Here is a 15,858-nt window from a genome sequence, read left to right as displayed (position 1 = left end):
ACATCCAAAAGGTGGCCGGCGTGACGGCGGTGAACTATCGGTCGGAGCCGACCGATTACCGGACCGAGAAGGGCTGTGCGTATAGCGAAGTGTTCGTCTGCGTCAAAACGGGCGATCAGCCGGTGACGCCGACCATCGCGGCGCACGTCGGGGATCCGGTCGTCATTCACGTCCTGGGTGCCTTCAGCGAGCAGGTGCAGCTTTTCAGCGTGTCGGGCCATGAATGGAAGCACGAACCGAACATCAGCGGGGCGGATCTCGTGAGCACCATGGAGTTTGGTGGGTCCGAGGTCATAAACGCCTGGCTGCATGGTGGAGCGGGAGGGCCGAATGGGATTCCGGGCGACTACCTCTGGCTCAACCAGCGTCCCGGCTATCTCGATGCCGGTCACTGGGGGATGCTGAAGGTCCTGAGTCGTGACAGTCGCACAATCCTGCCGTTAGGCAGTCAAGTCCCGGCCAGCCAACAGGCCGGAGACCAGACGCCTGCGCAGTCCATACCGGTGTCCATGCAGGCCAAGTAGGCCTCATTTGGAGACCTAACAGGCGGGGGAGCCAGGCCAGGTGAGGGTCGGGTTCCCCCGTTCCGTTGTTGGCTGTGAACGATGCCTTGAACCCATCTGATTCATGCGGTAGAAACAGTCCATGGACTTGCGACGACTGAGCCCGTCAGCCGAGTTGTTCTTGATCTGGCTGACGTCGATACTTATGAGCAATCCGGCACAAACGGCTGCAGCGCTCGATTTCTCCGCTGATCGCGTCGTGAAAAGTGGAGGATCGGTTGTGACCGCTCACGTCAATGCCAAGGACGATCGCTGGCGGTTTGAGTATGCTCAACCCCAAAGCGGGGCGAGCATCATGATTGTTCGGATGGACAAGCAGCAATCGTGGCTCATCTTTTCGAAACGCCGCCAGTACCTTGAGGTTCCGATTGCGAGCGACCATCGGTTGACGGTGACCGAGAAGATGGATGGGGAGGTCTCCCGCGAGTTCGTGGGGGATGAGACGCTGAACGGCCGTCCCACCGAGTTGTTCGAAGTGACCATCGCCGAAAATGGTGAAATCCGGCAGTATTACCGATGGGTGACGAAAGCCGAACGGTTCCCCCTCAAGACAGTGAGCAAGCAGGGAAAATGGTCGGAAGAGTTTCGCCGATTAATCTTCACCGAGCAGTCTGCCTTCCTATTCGAACTTCCGCGACGACTGGATAGGGCCAATCCATCGGCAAGCACGCAACAGTGAGCGCATGACCGGAGGGGATATGAGACAACCGTGTCTGAGAGAACTGTGGCTGGCCGGCTGTGTGTCGGCTATCTTGATGTCGGGACTTCAAGCAGATGCCGGGGCGTATGAGTCGGCGACTGTGACGGATGGTGCCGCGGTGCGGGGCAAGGTCACGTTCACCGGCACCGTGCCGGATCCGAAAGAGTTCGAGCTGCGTCGGTCCCCGGACCGCGTGTATTGCGGGTCTCTGTCGGACGGCAATGGGCATCGGCTCCTGAAGGAAGTCAATATCGGGCAGGACGGCGGGCTCAAAGATGTGGTGGTGGTCCTGGAGGATATCGAGAGAGGCAAGCCATTCACCTTCACCGATGCCGAAATGGAAGCGAGTCTGTGCCAATTCCTGCCGTTCGTCACCGTGGTCGGCGACAAGCGCCGAGTCACCGTCTTTAATCGGGATCCGGTATCACATGACATTCAAGGGTATGCCTACGACCAAGCCGGAGTCGATATTGTCCTCCATCGGCCTGCCCTGCATGAGAGCGGGACCACCGATATCGTGCAACTGGTCAAAGGGCGGAAAGTGTTTACCATGCAGTGCGGCATGCATCCCTACATGCAGAATTGGGGGTACGCGATCGACAATCCATATTATGCGGTCACGGATCTCAGTGGATCGTTTGCCATCGGCGACATCCCTGCAGGCACATACCACCTCAAGGCCTGGCATCCGATTTTGGGGAGTCAAGAGCGGGATATCACCGTGAAACCGAACGAGACCGTCTCGCTCGATTGGCTGTTTGAGGCGAAACGAGCCACCGAATGAAGAGAGGTCTCCAAGCTCTGTGTCTCGCGATCGTTCTCGGCATGCCGACAGGCGGTGCGCCTGCCGCACAGCAGAACGATGTCGCTTCGTCGGGACGGGTTGAAGTGGTCCTGGCGAACGAGTATCGCCGGAATCTGGAGGAGATCAAGAAGGAGTTCGCCGAGGCGGGCCTCACGAACCTTCACGTGCAATTCATGAAGGCGGGGAAACCGCCGACCAATATCGGCCTGGGTCCATCGGTCACTGCCGAGCGGGCCCGCGCCGCCATCCGAATGGCCAAGAAGTACAATCGAGATGTCAGCATTTTGTTGCCGGAGCGTCTCTTCCCGGCCCATTATGTGGCGATCGCCTCCTCCAGCTTCGACGATACTGTGGAATATCCCGTCGGTGTCGAGCAGCTCACGGAGCTGGAAAATCCCGCGCTCACAACGGAGCAATTTCACGCGCTGTATCGCCGGCTCACGCCGGCCGATCAGGCACCAGTGAAGAAAGGTCGGATGTTCTGATGATGAAGCAGAATCTCTTAGCCGTCATATTGACGGTGGCCGTCGGAGCGACGTCGGTCCTGGCAGGGCAGGCGCAGGCGATTCAAGAGCACGGCAAAGCGATGCTCCGTGACGCGGAGGAGATGGTCATGCACGGAGGCATGGGCGATGGCGGGGCGATCATCCACCATTGCGGCGAAGTGACGAAGCATGCGACGGCGATTCTCGGCCTCTTGCCCAAGGGAGATGAGCACGGCCAAGCGGCGGCGCCATTCCTCAAGGAGGCCATCACCCACTGTAAGCGGGTGGCGGACATGGGCGACAAGGTCGATCCAGGCGCGAGCTTGAATCCCGCCACGAAAGCGCGTACGGCGGCACGGGAAGCGATGAAGCATCTGTCGGCGATGAAAGATTCTGGCGCGTAGCAGCGCGTTGAAAACTGCCCGATGAGTTCGTTCGCGTCCTGAAAGGCATCCTCGAGGTAGCTCAGAAACTATGACTCCGATGCTTGCTTCGACTGCCGCCTTGCGAGCGACGTTCTTGAACGCCTACCTAGGTCGGCAAGCCCGTGAACCGATATCTTTCTCATCATCCCCTCGGCCTCAACTTGTTCTGTCGTTGCAAGCCCTTGAAGTAGCCTCTCGGTAGGCTGATTTCTTGAAAGAAACTGGGTACACTGCGCCGAAATCGAATAGAACCTATCTGCATAACAGACAAGCAGACATGACCGGATGACGGACGGTAGTTTCAAAGACATCGAGAAACTGGAAGCCGACCTCTGGAACGCCGCAGACAACCTCCGGGCCAATTCCAAGCTCACATCAAGCGACTATTTCATGCCAGTGCTGGGCGTGATTTTTCTGCTACATGCGGCCAATCGTTACGAGGCAGCTCAGCAGAAGATTGAATCCGATCAGGCAAGCGGCAAGATGCCGAGGCGCCGAGTCCTACCGGCGGACTACATCGCCCGCCGGGCGCTCTACTTGCCGGAGGAAGCCCGGTACGACTTGATTATGGAGAAGGCCACGGTTGACCCATCCGGCCTTCCTACACTTGTGACAAACGCCATGACCTCTATCGAAAGGGATTTCGTAGCGCTCAAAGGCGTCTTGCCGAAGGACTACGGCATCTTCGAGCCGAAAGTACTCGAAGATGTGATGCGCTTGTTCAATAACGAGCAGATCCGGCAAGCCTCGGGCGACGTGTTTGGACGCATCTATGAATATTTCCTTGCCGCCCGCGACCTGCTCCTGCCTCGCCTCATGAGCGGCCAGATTGCCGTGTGATCTGACGCATTCTATTTCTTCAAGATGGTTTCTAAAGCCATCGAGAAGAAGTATAACGCTGTTGGAGCGAGAAGGAGTGGCCGGGTCGTTGTTAAAAAAGCTAGAGCGGGCCTTGCCGCGGAGCACCAGCCTGATCCCGTGGGTTCCGATCGCTCCGAAGCGCGGAACTGTGATCCGTCGCTGGGGGTGGTAGACAATGCGCGCACCTAAGCTACCGGTGCTTTAGGAGCCCGGAGAGCCGCCGTTGTTCGGGGAAATCATATCGTTCCCGACGACGGAGGGTAGACAAATTCAGATACTGCCGTCACTGATGAGGTATCATGCCTGACAGGGCTTATCCCATCTTCGAGGTCCGTCCGGAATGGGTACTAGGGCGTGTCCTCAATTGAGCCAGATGACGGAGGCGGCGAGATAGATTGCGCCGAGGAAATTTCTGGCGGTTTTGTCGGAGCGCGTCGCGATGGCGCGATCGTGCTTGAGTTTGGCAAAGAAATGTTCTATCAGGTGGCGCGTTTTATAGAGTTCTTTGTCGTATTCCCGCTGTTCCATGCGGCTGGATTTTGGCGGGATGACACTCTCAACGCCCGCCTGCTTCAGAAGGTCCAGAACGCGCTCGCTCGCATCGAAGGCTTTATCCGCAAGCAAGGCTTCGATTTTTTCAAGAACCCCCGGCAGGAGAACATCGGCCCCTTGCAGATCGTGCGCGTGACCGGGCGTGAGGTGAACACCCGTGGGATTGCCCAACGCGTCGCATGTGGCGTGGATGTTGGTGGTCAGTCCGCCCTTGCTGCGCCCGATCGCTTCTTGTTCGCGGACGTCTTTGGTCTCCTGCCCCCCTTTTTACGCGCCCCCGCCGCGTGCTGATGGGCACGCACGATTGTGGAGTCGATCATCGCGTATTCATTGTCGGCATCAGCGGCCAGATGCTTGAACACATTTTCCCAAACGCCGCGCTCGCACCAGCGCGTGAAGCGTGTGTGCACAGCCTTCCACGGGCCAAACCGTTCCGGCAAATCCCGCCAGGGAATCCCCGCCCGGTAACGGTATAAAACCGCCGCCACGAACAACCGGTTGTCCTTCGCCGTCACGCCAACCGTATCGTCGCGCCCCGGCAGCCATCCTTCGATCCGCTTCCACTGATCGTCCCGCAATCCATAACGCCGTTGCCCCATCCATAAGCCCCTCCCCTGGCTTATGAAGAGTGAATCACAGACCTAAGCTATTGTGAATCCTCCAAACTAATTGAGGACACGCCCTAGAAGCAGAAGCTCTTGGCAGCAAGGAAAAATTCTGGTACCGGGGGGATCAGGAGGCGGCTGAGTGGCTGTTCAAGTACCCACAGCCCAACACGGGCCAGCATTGGGCTGAGAAGATTGCTGCGGCGCTTGCCGCCTGTTTGAACATTCCACATGCTCGAGTGGAACTCGCGGTGTTTTCCGGTACGCGCGGGTCGACCACGGAGTCGTTCATACGGCGTGGTCAGAACCTGTTTCACGGGAATCAAATCCTTGCCGGACAGGTGCTGGGTTACAACCCCGACAAACGGTTCAAGCAGGCGGACCATACGTTGGAGAATATCTTTCTGGCTCTTGACCGGACGTTTGCGTCTCCCGACGGCGCCTCCCAAGCGAAAGCGCAGTTTGCTGCGTATCTGGTTTTGGATGCGATCATCGGCAATACTGACCGGCATCATGAGAACTGGGGCATTATTGCCGAACAGCCGAGCGCGGGCTGGACGGGCCTGATGGCGCCGACTTTTGACCATGCTTCCTCGCTGGGAAGAGAATTATTGGATGAGGGGATGGGCAAGGTTCGTGAACGAGTTTTACGCGAGCATCGTGTGGGAAGCTATGTGGAGAAGGGATCGGGGGCAGTCTACTGGACGTCGACTGATCCGCATGGGCTGAGTCCTGTGGAGTTAGTCCGCCGGGCTACGCCGTTACATCCAGACTTGTTTTCCTCAGCACTGCTACGCGCTCACGGCATCGAACAGGCTACCCTTGAACAGGTGGTCGGCGATGTTCCTGACGGCTGGATGACTGAGCCCGCGCGAGCGTTCGCCGTCGAGGTGATGTGGTACGGTATCAGAGAACTCCGAAAGGTGACACCATGAGCGAAAGGACATTGTTTCTTGCCTGGCAGGACAAGGCGCGAACCCGACAGTGGTTTCCTGTCGGCCGTTTGGATGTGTGGCAACCTGAGTCACTGTATCGCTTCCGTTATATCAAGGGCGCCGAGCGTGCCAGCCACGAAAGCGGATTCGAACCCCTCTACGACTTTCCTGACTTCGGCCGAACCTATCAAGCCGGCGAACTGTTCCCTCTGTTCAAAAACAGGGTGCTCGTGCCTGGGCAACGCGACTTCCTGGAATATCTTCGGTTACTGAACCTGCCGGAAGAGGCAGACCCACTCGAGATTCTCTCGGTGGATGGGGGCTACCGGGCTACGGATAGTTTTGAAGTGTTCCCAAAAATCCAGCGCGGAGAAGGAGGAGCGTTTCGCTGCCGATTCTTTCTCCATGGATGGCGGCATGTCGGTCTAAGTGCGCAAGAGCGGTTGGATTGCCTCAACCCCGGTGACCCGTTATCCGTGGCGATCGAGCTGACTAATCCCGTCAGTCAGTTAGCCGTGCAGATCCAAACACCGGACTACCATATGATTGGATGGGCGCCGCGATACCTGGTCTACGATCTCGTCCGAGCTATCGCCCAATCTCCTGTCGACTACGAGGCAAAGGTGGTACAGGTCAATCCAATCCCGGCACCTTCCAAGCAGCGCCTGTTGGTCGAATTGCACGGTCACTGGCCTGAGAACTATGTGCCAATGGCTACGCCAGATTTCGAGCCATTAACCATGGCATTGTTCTAACTCGCACAGCTGTAGCCGGTGATTACCGACATCCACAGCGAAGATCGCTTGGTTCAACAGACCTTTGCCGAGTTCCTGCGCGACCGGCTTGGGTGGGAGAGCGTCTATGCCTATAACGAGGAGACGTTCGGGTCACAGGGCACGCGGGGACGTCTTTCTGAGCGGGACGTCGTGCTCATGCGCGACCTCCGGGCGGCCATCACGCGATTGAATACCGACTTGCCGGCTTCGGCTCAGGAGCAGGCGATCGGCCTGGACGACGCTTTCAAAGATCCGCAGCACCCGTTCAGGATTGCCATCGTGTGCGCCATGTGGCTGACCGGGTTTGACGTGGAGTGCCTGGCGACGCTCTATATCGATAAGCCGATGAAGCGGCAGAGCAACATCTCAAGGCGCTCAACTTCGACCCCGCCAGGCTGCAAGGAGCCACAGGGTTCATGCGGATCGAAGCCTTGCGGGATGCCGTGGACGCGCTCTACCAGTCCGATGACGCGAAGCGGCGCTTCGAGATCATGGCCCGGCAAGTCTTCGCCCGGTTCAAAGCGCTTCTCATGGAGCCGAGTGTCTTCACCTATGCGGAACGCCATGACAACATCGAAGCTATCTACAAGAAGCTGAATGAGCGGCGGGACACCGCTGATGTGACGGAGGTCCTCAAGGAGCTGCACCGTATCGTGAACGAGGCGATCCGGGCCCAGGCTCCGGGTGACGATCATGCCGAGGGACTGACAGTCGATCTCAGTCTTGTGGACTTTGCGAAGCTACGAGTGGAATTCGCAGCGAAGGTGCGGCGGAAGCACGCCACGCTTCAGGACATTCGAGACGTGGTCGAGAAGAAGCTCGCACAGATGCTCGCCAGGAATCCGACGCGGATGGACTACTACAAGAAGTATCAGGAGATCGTCGCCGACTATAACCGAGAGAAAGACCGCATTACGGTTGAAGAAACCTTCGCCAAGCTGGTTGCGTTGGCAGACAGTCTTGATGCGGAACAACGGCTAGCGGCAGAGGAAGGCTTGAGCGAAGAGGAACTTGCTCTCTTTGATTTGCTCCTTAGGGATCACATCAGCAAGGCGGATCGTGAACGGCTCAAGCAGGCCAGCAAAGCGTTACTTGCCTCGTTGCGATCACTACTCAAGCCCATGCGCAACTGGACGGAAAACACGACGACGCAAGCGGAAGTGAAGGTGTTTATCCTCGACAACCTCTGGCAGGCGTTGCCTCGGCCTCCGTTCACAGAAGAAGAAACGGAGACGGTGGCTGGACGGGTGTACGACTACATTTGGCAGCGAAGTGCGACGGGTCCTGGTTTGGCGGCATAGCCGCCAACGAGCAGCATGGCGAAATCAGTTCCTTTCTATTCCGGAAAGAAGGCGATCAGTGAAGATTTCGTACATTGGCCTCAACCCTTCCCTTTCGGCACGATCGGGCTCACGGCATTCTGATCTCTTCCCGCCTTATAGGATTGCAGCATCCGTCTGATCGTCGGCATCAGTTGGGTTGTGCGATCGGCGGGCATTTTAATCCGCACGCCGCGCCCTTCGTTGCGCCCCAATGAAAAAATATGGATCTCCAGTATCGCATTGCGCCGGTCGTCTTGATAGGTGAAGGTCAGGCGCTTCGCCGGAAATCCAGCCAGAGTGGTGTTCGCATCCTTTTGCCAGGTGATCTCCATCTTCTTCTTGTCGTAGAGCTGCGTAATGACGCGCCGGTGGGACGCGGCGAATTCTTCAAGTGTCTGTCGTCCGTCCCGGCTGCTGCCGCTGACCACATTCATGTGGCCGGATAAGGCGACCAGGCTGTGCTCGGTCGACGGGAGCAGTGTCACTCCGATTCCGCCGGGCAGCAGGTTACCAAGGCGCCAGTTGTCTGGATAACGAACAGAAAACCCGAAGCGATCGTTCGTATAGAGCTTCCAGCTTGTCCCCTCGTTCGTTTCCGCCATGGCGCCCAGAGCGGGCGTAGGGTATGGAGCGAGACTCATCGCGGCTAGAGCACACACAAGATATCCTCGAATCATCAGCGTTTTCATCAAGAAACCTCTATCCTCTGCTACCGGATCGATTTGGCACAGCGAAATCCGATGGTCGCCGCTCGCTGTTCCGGGGCAGCACCGCTTCGCGTCGCCGTTCGCAGCAGCGGCGGGGCGCTCTTCCACGATCCACCCCGCACCACCTTATAACGACCTTGCTTTGCTCCAGGTGGGTTACGATCGGGCATGGTCGCATAGTAATCGATCCCAAACCAATCTTCGACCCATTCGGCGGCATTCCCCGCCATGTGATGCAGGCCGTAGGGACTGCGGCCCTCCTCGCCCTGTTCAACAGCAGCCACGATAGGTATTTCGTGGACATGGTACTGTCCGAACATAGCCAACCCCACGACCGGAGGTTTGTGACCCCAGGGAAAGAGATAACCCTTCTCTCCCCGGGCGGCCTTTTCCCACTCGGCTTCGGTCGGGAGGCGTTTGCCTTGCACGCGGCAAAAGTCCGAGGCCTCGGTCCAGGTGACGTAGAGTGCCGGCCAACGGGCGAGGCTGTCCGGCGACGCCGCATGGACGGTCACCATGTGGTCGATCAGTTTGCGTATCTCTGCCGGAATGGAACGTTGCTGCCGGTTCAACCACAGGAGAAATTCTCCAAGGTTGACCTCGTCTCGATCGATCTCAAACTGATCCAGCCACACGCGACGCTGCGGTTGTTCGGTGTCATCGTAAGGAAGATCAAGGCTGTACGGGTCCTGGTCGGTCCTGGCAGTTCCCATGAAAAAAAAGCCTTCGCCGACGGTTATCATGGGAGAACCGTGAGCGAGCGCGGCGATGCGCTCATAGGGTGATTCCTCCTCTGCTCTTCCAGCCATCGGGTTCAACAGAAATGTCGTGAGTGCCACGAGGGCGAGAAATCTGAAAGCAATCGGATCAGGCCTCATGCCCTCCTGTACCGAGAACCTCCTCAAGGAGTCAATGGTCGGTGAGGACAGCGGCATAGTCCCTATCCAAAAAGCGGCCCAGAGTTGTTGAATATAGTATGTGGACTGCTGCTTATCCCAGTGTTCATTCAATCAAGAGCGGCTTGAATCGTCGACTTATCGTCAGGATGACCATGCCGACAATGCCACCAAACAGCCAGGCCAACATCCGAACGGGAAACCACAAGAAAGCTGCAACGGCTTCTGGCGTGGGAAACCGGAGTCCCATGGCCACCTGTTGAAGCCCATCCGGTTGAGAGATGGGATACAGCGTCATGGCAATCAGCCCCGATACATATCCGACGACCATCGCGTACAGGATGGTTGAGGAAAGGGGAAGCGGTCCAGTATGATGCCGACGCAACCACCACAGCAGAAAGATCGTCAGCGTGATCAAGAAAATAGCTTGATAGGAGACAAAGTAGGACCCGCGGATCCAAAAATTCATCCAGCGGATCATCAGCGTGATAAAGGCGAGAACATAGGTCAGGAGGAGACTCGTCACCACCAGCAGGACATGCTTCACGAGATGTGAGTTTCCCAACATCGTGGCGGATTACTCTACGGAGTCAGACAGAGGGTTGCAATGTCATCTGAGGAACAGATCCTTAGACCGGATGTACGGAGCCCGGCCTCAATGAAAGGAAAGGCCCTCGTCGCAGTCGTCTTTCTGGCCGTGATCGGCGCCTTTTATTTTTTCGACCTCATGACCTATGTGTCGCTCGACGTGCTCAAGGCCAACCGGGACAAGCTCTTCGCCTTTACCGAAGAGCATTACGCACTGGCCGTGGCGTTGTTCATCCTGACCTATGTCGCCCAGACAGCCTTCTCGTTGCCGGGAGCGACCCTGATGACGCTTACCGGAGGGTTTCTCTTCGGGACCGTGTGGGCCGCCCTCTATGTGAATATCGGAGCCACGACCGGAGCCACACTGGCGTTTCTGGCGGCCCGGTACCTGTTTCGTGACTGGGTGGAACGACGGTTCGGAGACCGGCTCTCGGCTTTTCAGGAGGGTTTTACCCAGAACGCCTTCAATTATCTTCTCACCTTGCGACTGATTCCGCTGTTCCCCTTTTTCCTCGTGAATCTCCTCTCCGGGTTGACGAGAGTGCGCGTAGGGACGTACGTCGCCGCGACAGCCCTCGGGATTATCCCCGGCAGTCTCGCCTACACCTTCGCCGGCCGTCAATTGGGCACGATCAATTCGCTCGGTGAATTGGCTTCTCCTCGGCTCCTCCTCGCGTTCACGCTGCTGGGCCTGCTATTTCTCATGCCCGTGGTGTATCGTAAGTTTGTTCGTCCTTCACAATCCGACCGATAACGGAGAGGCCCGTACCCTGTGATGTCAATCGTGGGGCAGGGAAACGGAGAGATCGATGCGGTGGTTCAAGAAAATTTTGATCGGGCTCGTCGTCTTGAGCGGTCTCACATACCTGTATTACACCGAAGTCAAACCAACCGTCATTTTCGGACTACGATCGGACTATGCCCATGCCATTCCCCATCAAAAGATTCCGGAGGGTTTGACAAGCCTTAAGGCCGAGTCCTGCGGAACCTGTCATGCCGACATCTACAAGGAGTGGAGAACCAGCATTCACGCACAGGCCTACGACGATCCCTTCTTCCAGGCATATTGGACGAAAGATAAACACACGTGGGTCTGTCTCAACTGTCATACGCCGCTGGAAAATCAGCAACCGACGTTGATTAAAGAGATCCCGCGAGACCGAGTCGAACGCGCCGTGCAGGACCCCAATCCTCACTACGATGCGAACTACCAGCGGGAAGGCGTGACCTGTGCGGCATGTCACGTCCGAGACGGAGTGATCCTGGGACCGTTCGAGGATGCCAAAGCCCCCCATCCGACGAAGTACGATCCTATGTTTCGCACGACGCAGATGTGTTATCGATGCCATAGCGTCGTGGGGGGACCGGCGCAGTTTTATAACGGAGGACCATGCGGCACCTATCCTGAATTTGAGGACGGCTACTGGAGTAAGGAGCGCGGCTTCATCTGCCAAAACTGTCATATGCCGGAGATCGAACGGCCGGTCGCCGTGGGGGGAGCCCTCCGCCAGGGACGTCAACATCTCTGGCGTGGCGGACACGATCCCGAGATGATCAAGCGGGCGATCGACGTCAAAGTGGTGGCCGATCCGGCGGAACCCAAACCTGGCGACAAGGTCCGAGTCACGTTGATGTTGATCAATGCGGGCGCAGGACATAAACTCCCGACGGGAGACCCTGATCGCCACTTCACGGTCGAATTTGCGGTTGAGGATCAGCACGGAAAAGTGTTGGAGCAGCAGTCGGACACGATGGGTCGATGGATCATGTGGCAGCCGGCGATCATCGAGCTGTACGACAATCGGCTCGTGCCGTTGGCCAGCCGGGATTATACGTTCGAGTATCGACTCCCAGAAGATAGCGTCGGACTCAAATTAATCGCGAAGGTGCGCTACCACATCCAGACGGAAGGGCAACATCAGATGCTCATCGACAAGTACGGCCTCACGGCGAAGGATCCCTATAACTTCACCGTGTATGAACGACAGGTTCCCTTAACCGGCAATCTGGCGGATTCCTTCGAGCAGACTGGACAACATACACGCCTTGCCTGCGCCGCACCAGGTCACAGCTGAGAGTCACAACGCCGGGATAGAGCAAATCATCTCCTCTCATTGTCTAATGCTACAACGATAGCTCTCTTGAACGACTGAGGCCCCATGTACTCCACCCTGGTTGTCCTACACATCCTTGCCGCTGTCACCTGGATCGGCGGAATGATTTTTCTCTCGTTGGTCTTGGCTCCGTTAGTCAGAGGCCGGAAGGCGGCGCCGGAATTCATGGCGCTGTTTCGATCTGCGGCGCTACGATTTCGTCCTATTGTGTGGGTTGCCATTGCAGTATTACTCATCACCGGCCCGATGCTATTGTCCCTACGGGGTATCCATGTGACCAGCCCGGCCTCGTGGCCGGGGATTGTGACCGTGAAGTTGATGCTGGTCGCCCTGTTGTTGTTCCTGATCCTCCTCCATGACCTTGTCTTCGGTCCTCAGGTCAGTCGGGTCAGTGCCATACCGGATTCCCAGCGAACGCCCAGTGAACAGGTCGTCTTCAAAACCGCGCGCTGGCTGCCGCGTGTTTCGTTGCTCATCGCATTGGCTGTTGTGATCGCGGCGACGATGCTGGCTCGGTCCTAACTGAGCGGGCAAAATTCACAATCCCCTTCCTCAGCACTTCAAGGCAAGCTTCTCAGCGCTTGTGGTTTCACCGGAGGAATGGGTTGCGGAGGCAAGGGATCGATGTCCGACACCATCGGCTTGTTGGTGCGAGAACTCTTATCGTTGTCGCCTTCTGCGACAGAGACTCCTCGCACCTTGTAGCAAAGAGCCACTGGCTCACTCTCGAACTCAGCTAAGCGCCTGAATATTCTCCGTGAAACCCTGCAGCATCTTCGCGGCCTATCCGGTTCTTTCCTTGCAATACAGCAGCAGGCTGGTTTTCGAAAGGAATAATGATATGAAGCGAAATTATTGCATTACCGCCATCACCCTATGGGTCGTCACGCTGAGCGTGGGAGGATGGTTTTTTGTCAAGGGCGTGACGAAAACGGGAAGTGATGGTCGGACGGAAATCGTTTTGGCAACGGCAGAGCGCGATCAAATCCTCGCTGAAATGCGCCTGCTCTTGAAAACGGTGGATGGGCTTATCAGGGGACTGGGAGAGCCGGATCCTGAGCCAAAGCAAATGGAAGCAACGGCGAGGGCGGTTGGAATGGGCATGGCGGCGGACGTGGAGCCGACGATCATGGCCAAGTTGCCGCTGCCGTTCAAGCAGATGGGCATGTCGATCCACAAAGACATGGATGCATTGGCGGATGCGATCGCGCGGCACGAAACGCCTCAACAAATCTTGCAGCGCTTATCGAGCATGACGGCTCGCTGCACGGCTTGTCATGACATGTACAGATTTGGAGCAAGCAGATAGGCGCACAGAGGTGCCGATGTTCGGTACAAGCAGGAGAAGAGAAGCCTGAGTAGGATGAATCTTTGGCGTGGCCCTTCCCACCGAGGTTCACTAGCTACGGAGTCTTTGCGCAACGGAACCCGTAGCCGAACTGCCGGCCAGATGGTTCGGCATTGAAACGGAAGGAAGAACGAAGAAACTCCTGAACATAGAGCCAGTTACCGCCCCGCACGACTTTTGACTTACCCGTCTTCGGTCCTTGAGGATTCTTCGCCGGGCTCTTCTTGTAATAGTCATGGTCATACCAGTCGTTGACCCATTCCCAAGCATTGCCGGCCATGTCATAGATGCCGTAGGGGCTCTTGCCTAGTTCAAACATTCCCACCGGAACCAAGGCCATATGATTCGCCCATTCCTTTTTGCCGAAATTCGCGTGGAGCCTGGTGGGGGCCTCATTGCCCCAGGGATAGAGACGGCCATCCGTCCCTCGCGCCGCCTTTTCCCACTCCGCCTCGGTCGGCAGGCGCTTGCCGGCCCATTTGCAGTACGTGGCAGCATCGAACCAACTGACATTGACAACCGGGCTTTTCTGATGTCGGGGTTGGTTCATGATATCCCACTCGGGCGGCGCCTCCTTGTCCGTCGCCTCCAGATACTTGGCATACTGCCGCACCGTCACGTGGTACTTGTCCATATAGAAGGCGTCGAGATAGACGTGATGCACCGGCTTTTCATCGTCCGCCATGGTGCTCCCCATCGTGAATTCCCCTGCCGGCACCAGCGCCAGCGGCGTCTCAGTCGGTTTCAGACTATCCAGCACGGTGGTCGAACGCCGCCCAGGGAGTTTCGCTTGTAACTGCTGATAGACCGCCTGTTGTTCCTGGTTGAGCCCTAGCTCATTGGCGCCGTCCAGGGCCTCCTCCGCCTTCTTCATTTGGTCAGGGTCGGCATGCCCACCGGCAATCAACTCTTTCGCTTCCTCCAGCAACCGCCACGCCGTCACTTCTTCCAGCGAGCGCCACACCTCCATTTTGCGCAACCGTAGCTCCTTCGTCCCCGCTGTTCTAGATTTCGCATCCAGATACAACGCGGTTTCATAATGTTCTTCCGCGCAGGCCCAGGCTGCTAACCCTCGACAAGCCTCAGCCAGGTTGAAATGAGCCTGCACATTCGAGGAGTTTTTCATGAGGCCGGCCTCCAGCGCCGCGCGCGCTTCCTCATACTGCTTCTTCTTCAATAGAGCCTCTCCTTTGGCAAAATCCAGTTCGCCTGTCTCGGCATCGTGCGCTGCCATGGAGACTGCGGTCACGGTCAAGCATATGAGAAAACCCAGCACCCCAAGGGTCTGCTTCATGAGCGTTTCCCTCCCAGCTGTGATTGCCTATGACGGTGGGTCTTCCATTCCCGTGAGGAAGACAGACCGCCGCCCTGAACACAGCTTTCGTGACCGAGAACATAGCATAATGCAGCCCCCGCATAAAGAAGCCTGTGAAGTCGATTGAAATCAGGTACTTCCTGGTCATTCAGGAATAGTCGCAATGCGACGGAATCGCGACTTATTGCTCAGTCATTGTAACTTAACGGGCAAACTAGGCGGCTTACTAGTTCATAAGGATTCCTCTTTCTCTTAGGGTGCAAGGCCCAACATGCAAGAGGGAGATTCCATGGACACGACACTTATCGATCGAGTCAAAACCATTGGAGCCGATGGAGCCGACCGGCTGAAGACGAAATGTATTCGTGTGTTACTGGTAGATGACCACTTCCTCGTCCGGCAAGGGTTGCGTAAATATCTTAGCCGTCATCTCGACATTGAACTGGTGGGTGAAGCGACGGATGGGGAAGAGGCGGTGAAGCTGACAGACCTGCTGGAGCCCGATGTCGTTGTGATGGACATTCACATGCCGAGAATGAACGGTATCGAAGCGACAGGTTCCATCATACGGAAATATCCGCACCTGCCTGTCATTGGCCTCTCGTTTTACGTCGACAATGGGACTCGAGAAGCGTTTTTGGATGCCGGTGCTTGCCTATTGCTCGAAAAAGAAACCGCGTATCAACACCTGCCTCAAGCAATGTATCAGGCTGTCGACAGAAGCGTCGATGCCGGTTCGCCCGCTCGTTGCCGCCCCCCGCAGAACGGAAGGAGGCAGCGGTGCGCCTAAATTTCTCCTCCACCTTCCTCAAACCGATCCGTTGAGTTGGGCCAGGGCTTTCCCTAGGGACTGAAGACACC

16 protein-coding genes and 3 pseudogenes are annotated in these 15,858 nt (G+C 57.1%); 14 read left to right on the top strand and 5 right to left on the bottom strand.

Going from position 1 to position 15,858, the window contains the following annotated elements:
* The 6 genes from P0120_23130 to P0120_23105 all read left to right on the top strand — a co-directional run.
* The coding region (locus P0120_23130; GenBank protein ID MDF0677202.1) for a hypothetical protein at positions 1 to 524 on the top strand (524 nt) is incomplete at its 5' end.
* Positions 525 to 645: 121 nt separating this feature from the next.
* Positions 646 to 1,242, top strand: coding sequence for a hypothetical protein (locus P0120_23125; protein MDF0677201.1), 597 nt, complete (start codon positions 646 to 648; stop codon positions 1,240 to 1,242).
* A 19-nt stretch (positions 1,243 to 1,261) separates the two neighbouring features.
* Complete coding sequence (locus P0120_23120; GenBank protein ID MDF0677200.1) at positions 1,262 to 2,047, top strand: carboxypeptidase regulatory-like domain-containing protein; 786 nt, start codon at positions 1,262 to 1,264, stop codon at positions 2,045 to 2,047.
* Positions 2,044 to 2,553, top strand: coding sequence for a hypothetical protein (locus tag P0120_23115; GenBank protein MDF0677199.1), 510 nt, complete (start codon positions 2,044 to 2,046; stop codon positions 2,551 to 2,553). Before P0120_23120 ends, P0120_23115 begins: the two co-directional genes overlap by 4 nt.
* Positions 2,553 to 2,957, top strand: a complete 405-nt coding sequence (gene smbP, locus P0120_23110) for a small metal-binding protein SmbP (GenBank protein MDF0677198.1) — start codon at positions 2,553 to 2,555, stop codon at positions 2,955 to 2,957. The genes P0120_23115 and smbP overlap by 1 nt, the downstream gene beginning before the upstream one ends.
* Positions 2,958 to 3,263: 306 nt before the next feature.
* Positions 3,264 to 3,818 (top strand): type I restriction-modification system subunit M N-terminal domain-containing protein, encoded by a 555-nt coding sequence (locus P0120_23105; protein MDF0677197.1) that lies wholly within the window; start codon positions 3,264 to 3,266, stop codon positions 3,816 to 3,818.
* 381 nt (positions 3,819 to 4,199) lie between these two features.
* Here the strand turns inward: P0120_23105 and P0120_23100 are convergent.
* Positions 4,200 to 4,990, bottom strand: a pseudogene (locus tag P0120_23100) (IS5 family transposase).
* Positions 4,991 to 5,103: 113 nt separating this feature from the next.
* Here P0120_23100 and P0120_23095 point away from each other — a divergent pair.
* The 3 genes and pseudogenes from P0120_23095 to P0120_23085 all read left to right on the top strand — a co-directional run bounded on the left by P0120_23095 (position 5,104) and on the right by P0120_23085 (position 8,008).
* Positions 5,104 to 5,931 (top strand): annotated as a pseudogene (locus tag P0120_23095) (HipA domain-containing protein).
* Positions 5,928 to 6,686 (top strand): hypothetical protein, encoded by a 759-nt coding sequence (locus P0120_23090; protein MDF0677196.1) that lies wholly within the window; start codon positions 5,928 to 5,930, stop codon positions 6,684 to 6,686. Before P0120_23095 ends, P0120_23090 begins: the two are co-directional and overlap by 4 nt.
* A 410-nt stretch (positions 6,687 to 7,096) precedes the next feature.
* Positions 7,097 to 8,008 (top strand): annotated as a pseudogene (locus tag P0120_23085) (DUF3387 domain-containing protein).
* Between the two features lie 80 nt (positions 8,009 to 8,088).
* Here P0120_23085 and P0120_23080 read toward each other — a convergent pair.
* The 3 genes from P0120_23080 to P0120_23070 form a co-directional block, all read right to left on the bottom strand.
* Positions 8,089 to 8,718 carry a hypothetical protein gene (locus P0120_23080; GenBank protein ID MDF0677195.1) on the bottom strand — a complete coding sequence of 210 codons (630 nt, stop codon included), beginning with the start codon at positions 8,716 to 8,718 and terminating at the stop codon, positions 8,089 to 8,091.
* 20 nt (positions 8,719 to 8,738) lie between these two features.
* On the bottom strand, positions 8,739 to 9,614 hold the full coding sequence (locus P0120_23075; GenBank protein ID MDF0677194.1) for an SUMF1/EgtB/PvdO family nonheme iron enzyme: 876 nt from the start codon (positions 9,612 to 9,614) through the stop codon (positions 8,739 to 8,741).
* A gap of 124 nt (positions 9,615 to 9,738) precedes the next feature.
* On the bottom strand, positions 9,739 to 10,200 hold the full coding sequence (locus P0120_23070; protein MDF0677193.1) for a hypothetical protein: 462 nt from the start codon (positions 10,198 to 10,200) through the stop codon (positions 9,739 to 9,741).
* A gap of 90 nt (positions 10,201 to 10,290) precedes the next feature.
* Here P0120_23070 and P0120_23065 point away from each other — a divergent pair, with 90 nt between their 5' ends.
* The 4 genes from P0120_23065 (at position 10,291) to P0120_23050 (ending at position 13,643) form a co-directional block, all read left to right on the top strand.
* Positions 10,291 to 10,974, top strand: a complete 684-nt coding sequence (locus P0120_23065; GenBank protein MDF0677192.1) for a TVP38/TMEM64 family protein — start codon at positions 10,291 to 10,293, stop codon at positions 10,972 to 10,974.
* Positions 10,975 to 11,029: 55 nt separating this feature from the next.
* Positions 11,030 to 12,295: a multiheme c-type cytochrome gene (locus P0120_23060; GenBank protein ID MDF0677191.1), complete on the top strand. Its 1,266-nt coding sequence runs from the start codon at positions 11,030 to 11,032 to the stop codon at positions 12,293 to 12,295.
* Between the two features lie 84 nt (positions 12,296 to 12,379).
* Positions 12,380 to 12,856, top strand: a complete 477-nt coding sequence (locus P0120_23055; protein ID MDF0677190.1) for a CopD family protein — start codon at positions 12,380 to 12,382, stop codon at positions 12,854 to 12,856.
* 319 nt (positions 12,857 to 13,175) lie between these two features.
* Positions 13,176 to 13,643 (top strand): hypothetical protein, encoded by a 468-nt coding sequence (locus tag P0120_23050; protein MDF0677189.1) that lies wholly within the window; start codon positions 13,176 to 13,178, stop codon positions 13,641 to 13,643.
* A 94-nt stretch (positions 13,644 to 13,737) separates the two neighbouring features.
* Here P0120_23050 and P0120_23045 read toward each other — a convergent pair whose 3' ends face one another.
* On the bottom strand, positions 13,738 to 14,976 hold the full coding sequence (locus tag P0120_23045) for an SUMF1/EgtB/PvdO family nonheme iron enzyme (protein MDF0677188.1): 1,239 nt from the start codon (positions 14,974 to 14,976) through the stop codon (positions 13,738 to 13,740).
* 310 nt (positions 14,977 to 15,286) lie between these two features.
* Here P0120_23045 and P0120_23040 point away from each other — a divergent pair, with 310 nt between their 5' ends.
* On the top strand, positions 15,287 to 15,787 hold the full coding sequence (locus P0120_23040) for a response regulator transcription factor (protein ID MDF0677187.1): 501 nt from the start codon (positions 15,287 to 15,289) through the stop codon (positions 15,785 to 15,787).
* Positions 15,788 to 15,858 lie beyond the last annotated feature (71 nt).

The sequence above is a fragment of the Nitrospira sp. genome (assembly GCA_029194675.1).
Classification (GTDB): domain Bacteria; phylum Nitrospirota; class Nitrospiria; order Nitrospirales; family Nitrospiraceae; genus Nitrospira_D.
Note: the sequence above shows the minus strand (reverse complement) of the source record. Positions and strands in the feature narration are given on the sequence as shown.

Bases quoted from the DNA above. Each gene is read 5' to 3' on its own strand.
- smbP (MDF0677198.1), top strand. From the start codon at position 2,553: ATGATGAAGCAGAATCTCTTAGCCGTCATATTGACGGTGGCCGTCGGA.
- P0120_23080 (MDF0677195.1), bottom strand. From the start codon at position 8,718: ATGAAAACGCTGATGATTCGAGGATATCTTGTGTGTGCTCTAGCCGCG.
- P0120_23125 (MDF0677201.1), top strand. From the start codon at position 646: ATGGACTTGCGACGACTGAGCCCGTCAGCCGAGTTGTTCTTGATCTGG.
- P0120_23065 (MDF0677192.1), top strand. From the start codon at position 10,291: ATGAAAGGAAAGGCCCTCGTCGCAGTCGTCTTTCTGGCCGTGATCGGC.
- P0120_23040 (MDF0677187.1), top strand. From the start codon at position 15,287: ATGGACACGACACTTATCGATCGAGTCAAAACCATTGGAGCCGATGGA.
- P0120_23120 (MDF0677200.1), top strand. From the start codon at position 1,262: ATGAGACAACCGTGTCTGAGAGAACTGTGGCTGGCCGGCTGTGTGTCG.
- P0120_23115 (MDF0677199.1), top strand. From the start codon at position 2,044: ATGAAGAGAGGTCTCCAAGCTCTGTGTCTCGCGATCGTTCTCGGCATG.
- P0120_23070 (MDF0677193.1), bottom strand. From the start codon at position 10,200: ATGTTGGGAAACTCACATCTCGTGAAGCATGTCCTGCTGGTGGTGACG.
- P0120_23045 (MDF0677188.1), bottom strand. From the start codon at position 14,976: ATGAAGCAGACCCTTGGGGTGCTGGGTTTTCTCATATGCTTGACCGTG.
- P0120_23060 (MDF0677191.1), top strand. From the start codon at position 11,030: ATGCGGTGGTTCAAGAAAATTTTGATCGGGCTCGTCGTCTTGAGCGGT.
- P0120_23075 (MDF0677194.1), bottom strand. From the start codon at position 9,614: ATGAGGCCTGATCCGATTGCTTTCAGATTTCTCGCCCTCGTGGCACTC.
- P0120_23055 (MDF0677190.1), top strand. From the start codon at position 12,380: ATGTACTCCACCCTGGTTGTCCTACACATCCTTGCCGCTGTCACCTGG.
- P0120_23090 (MDF0677196.1), top strand. From the start codon at position 5,928: ATGAGCGAAAGGACATTGTTTCTTGCCTGGCAGGACAAGGCGCGAACC.
- P0120_23050 (MDF0677189.1), top strand. From the start codon at position 13,176: ATGAAGCGAAATTATTGCATTACCGCCATCACCCTATGGGTCGTCACG.
- P0120_23105 (MDF0677197.1), top strand. From the start codon at position 3,264: ATGACGGACGGTAGTTTCAAAGACATCGAGAAACTGGAAGCCGACCTC.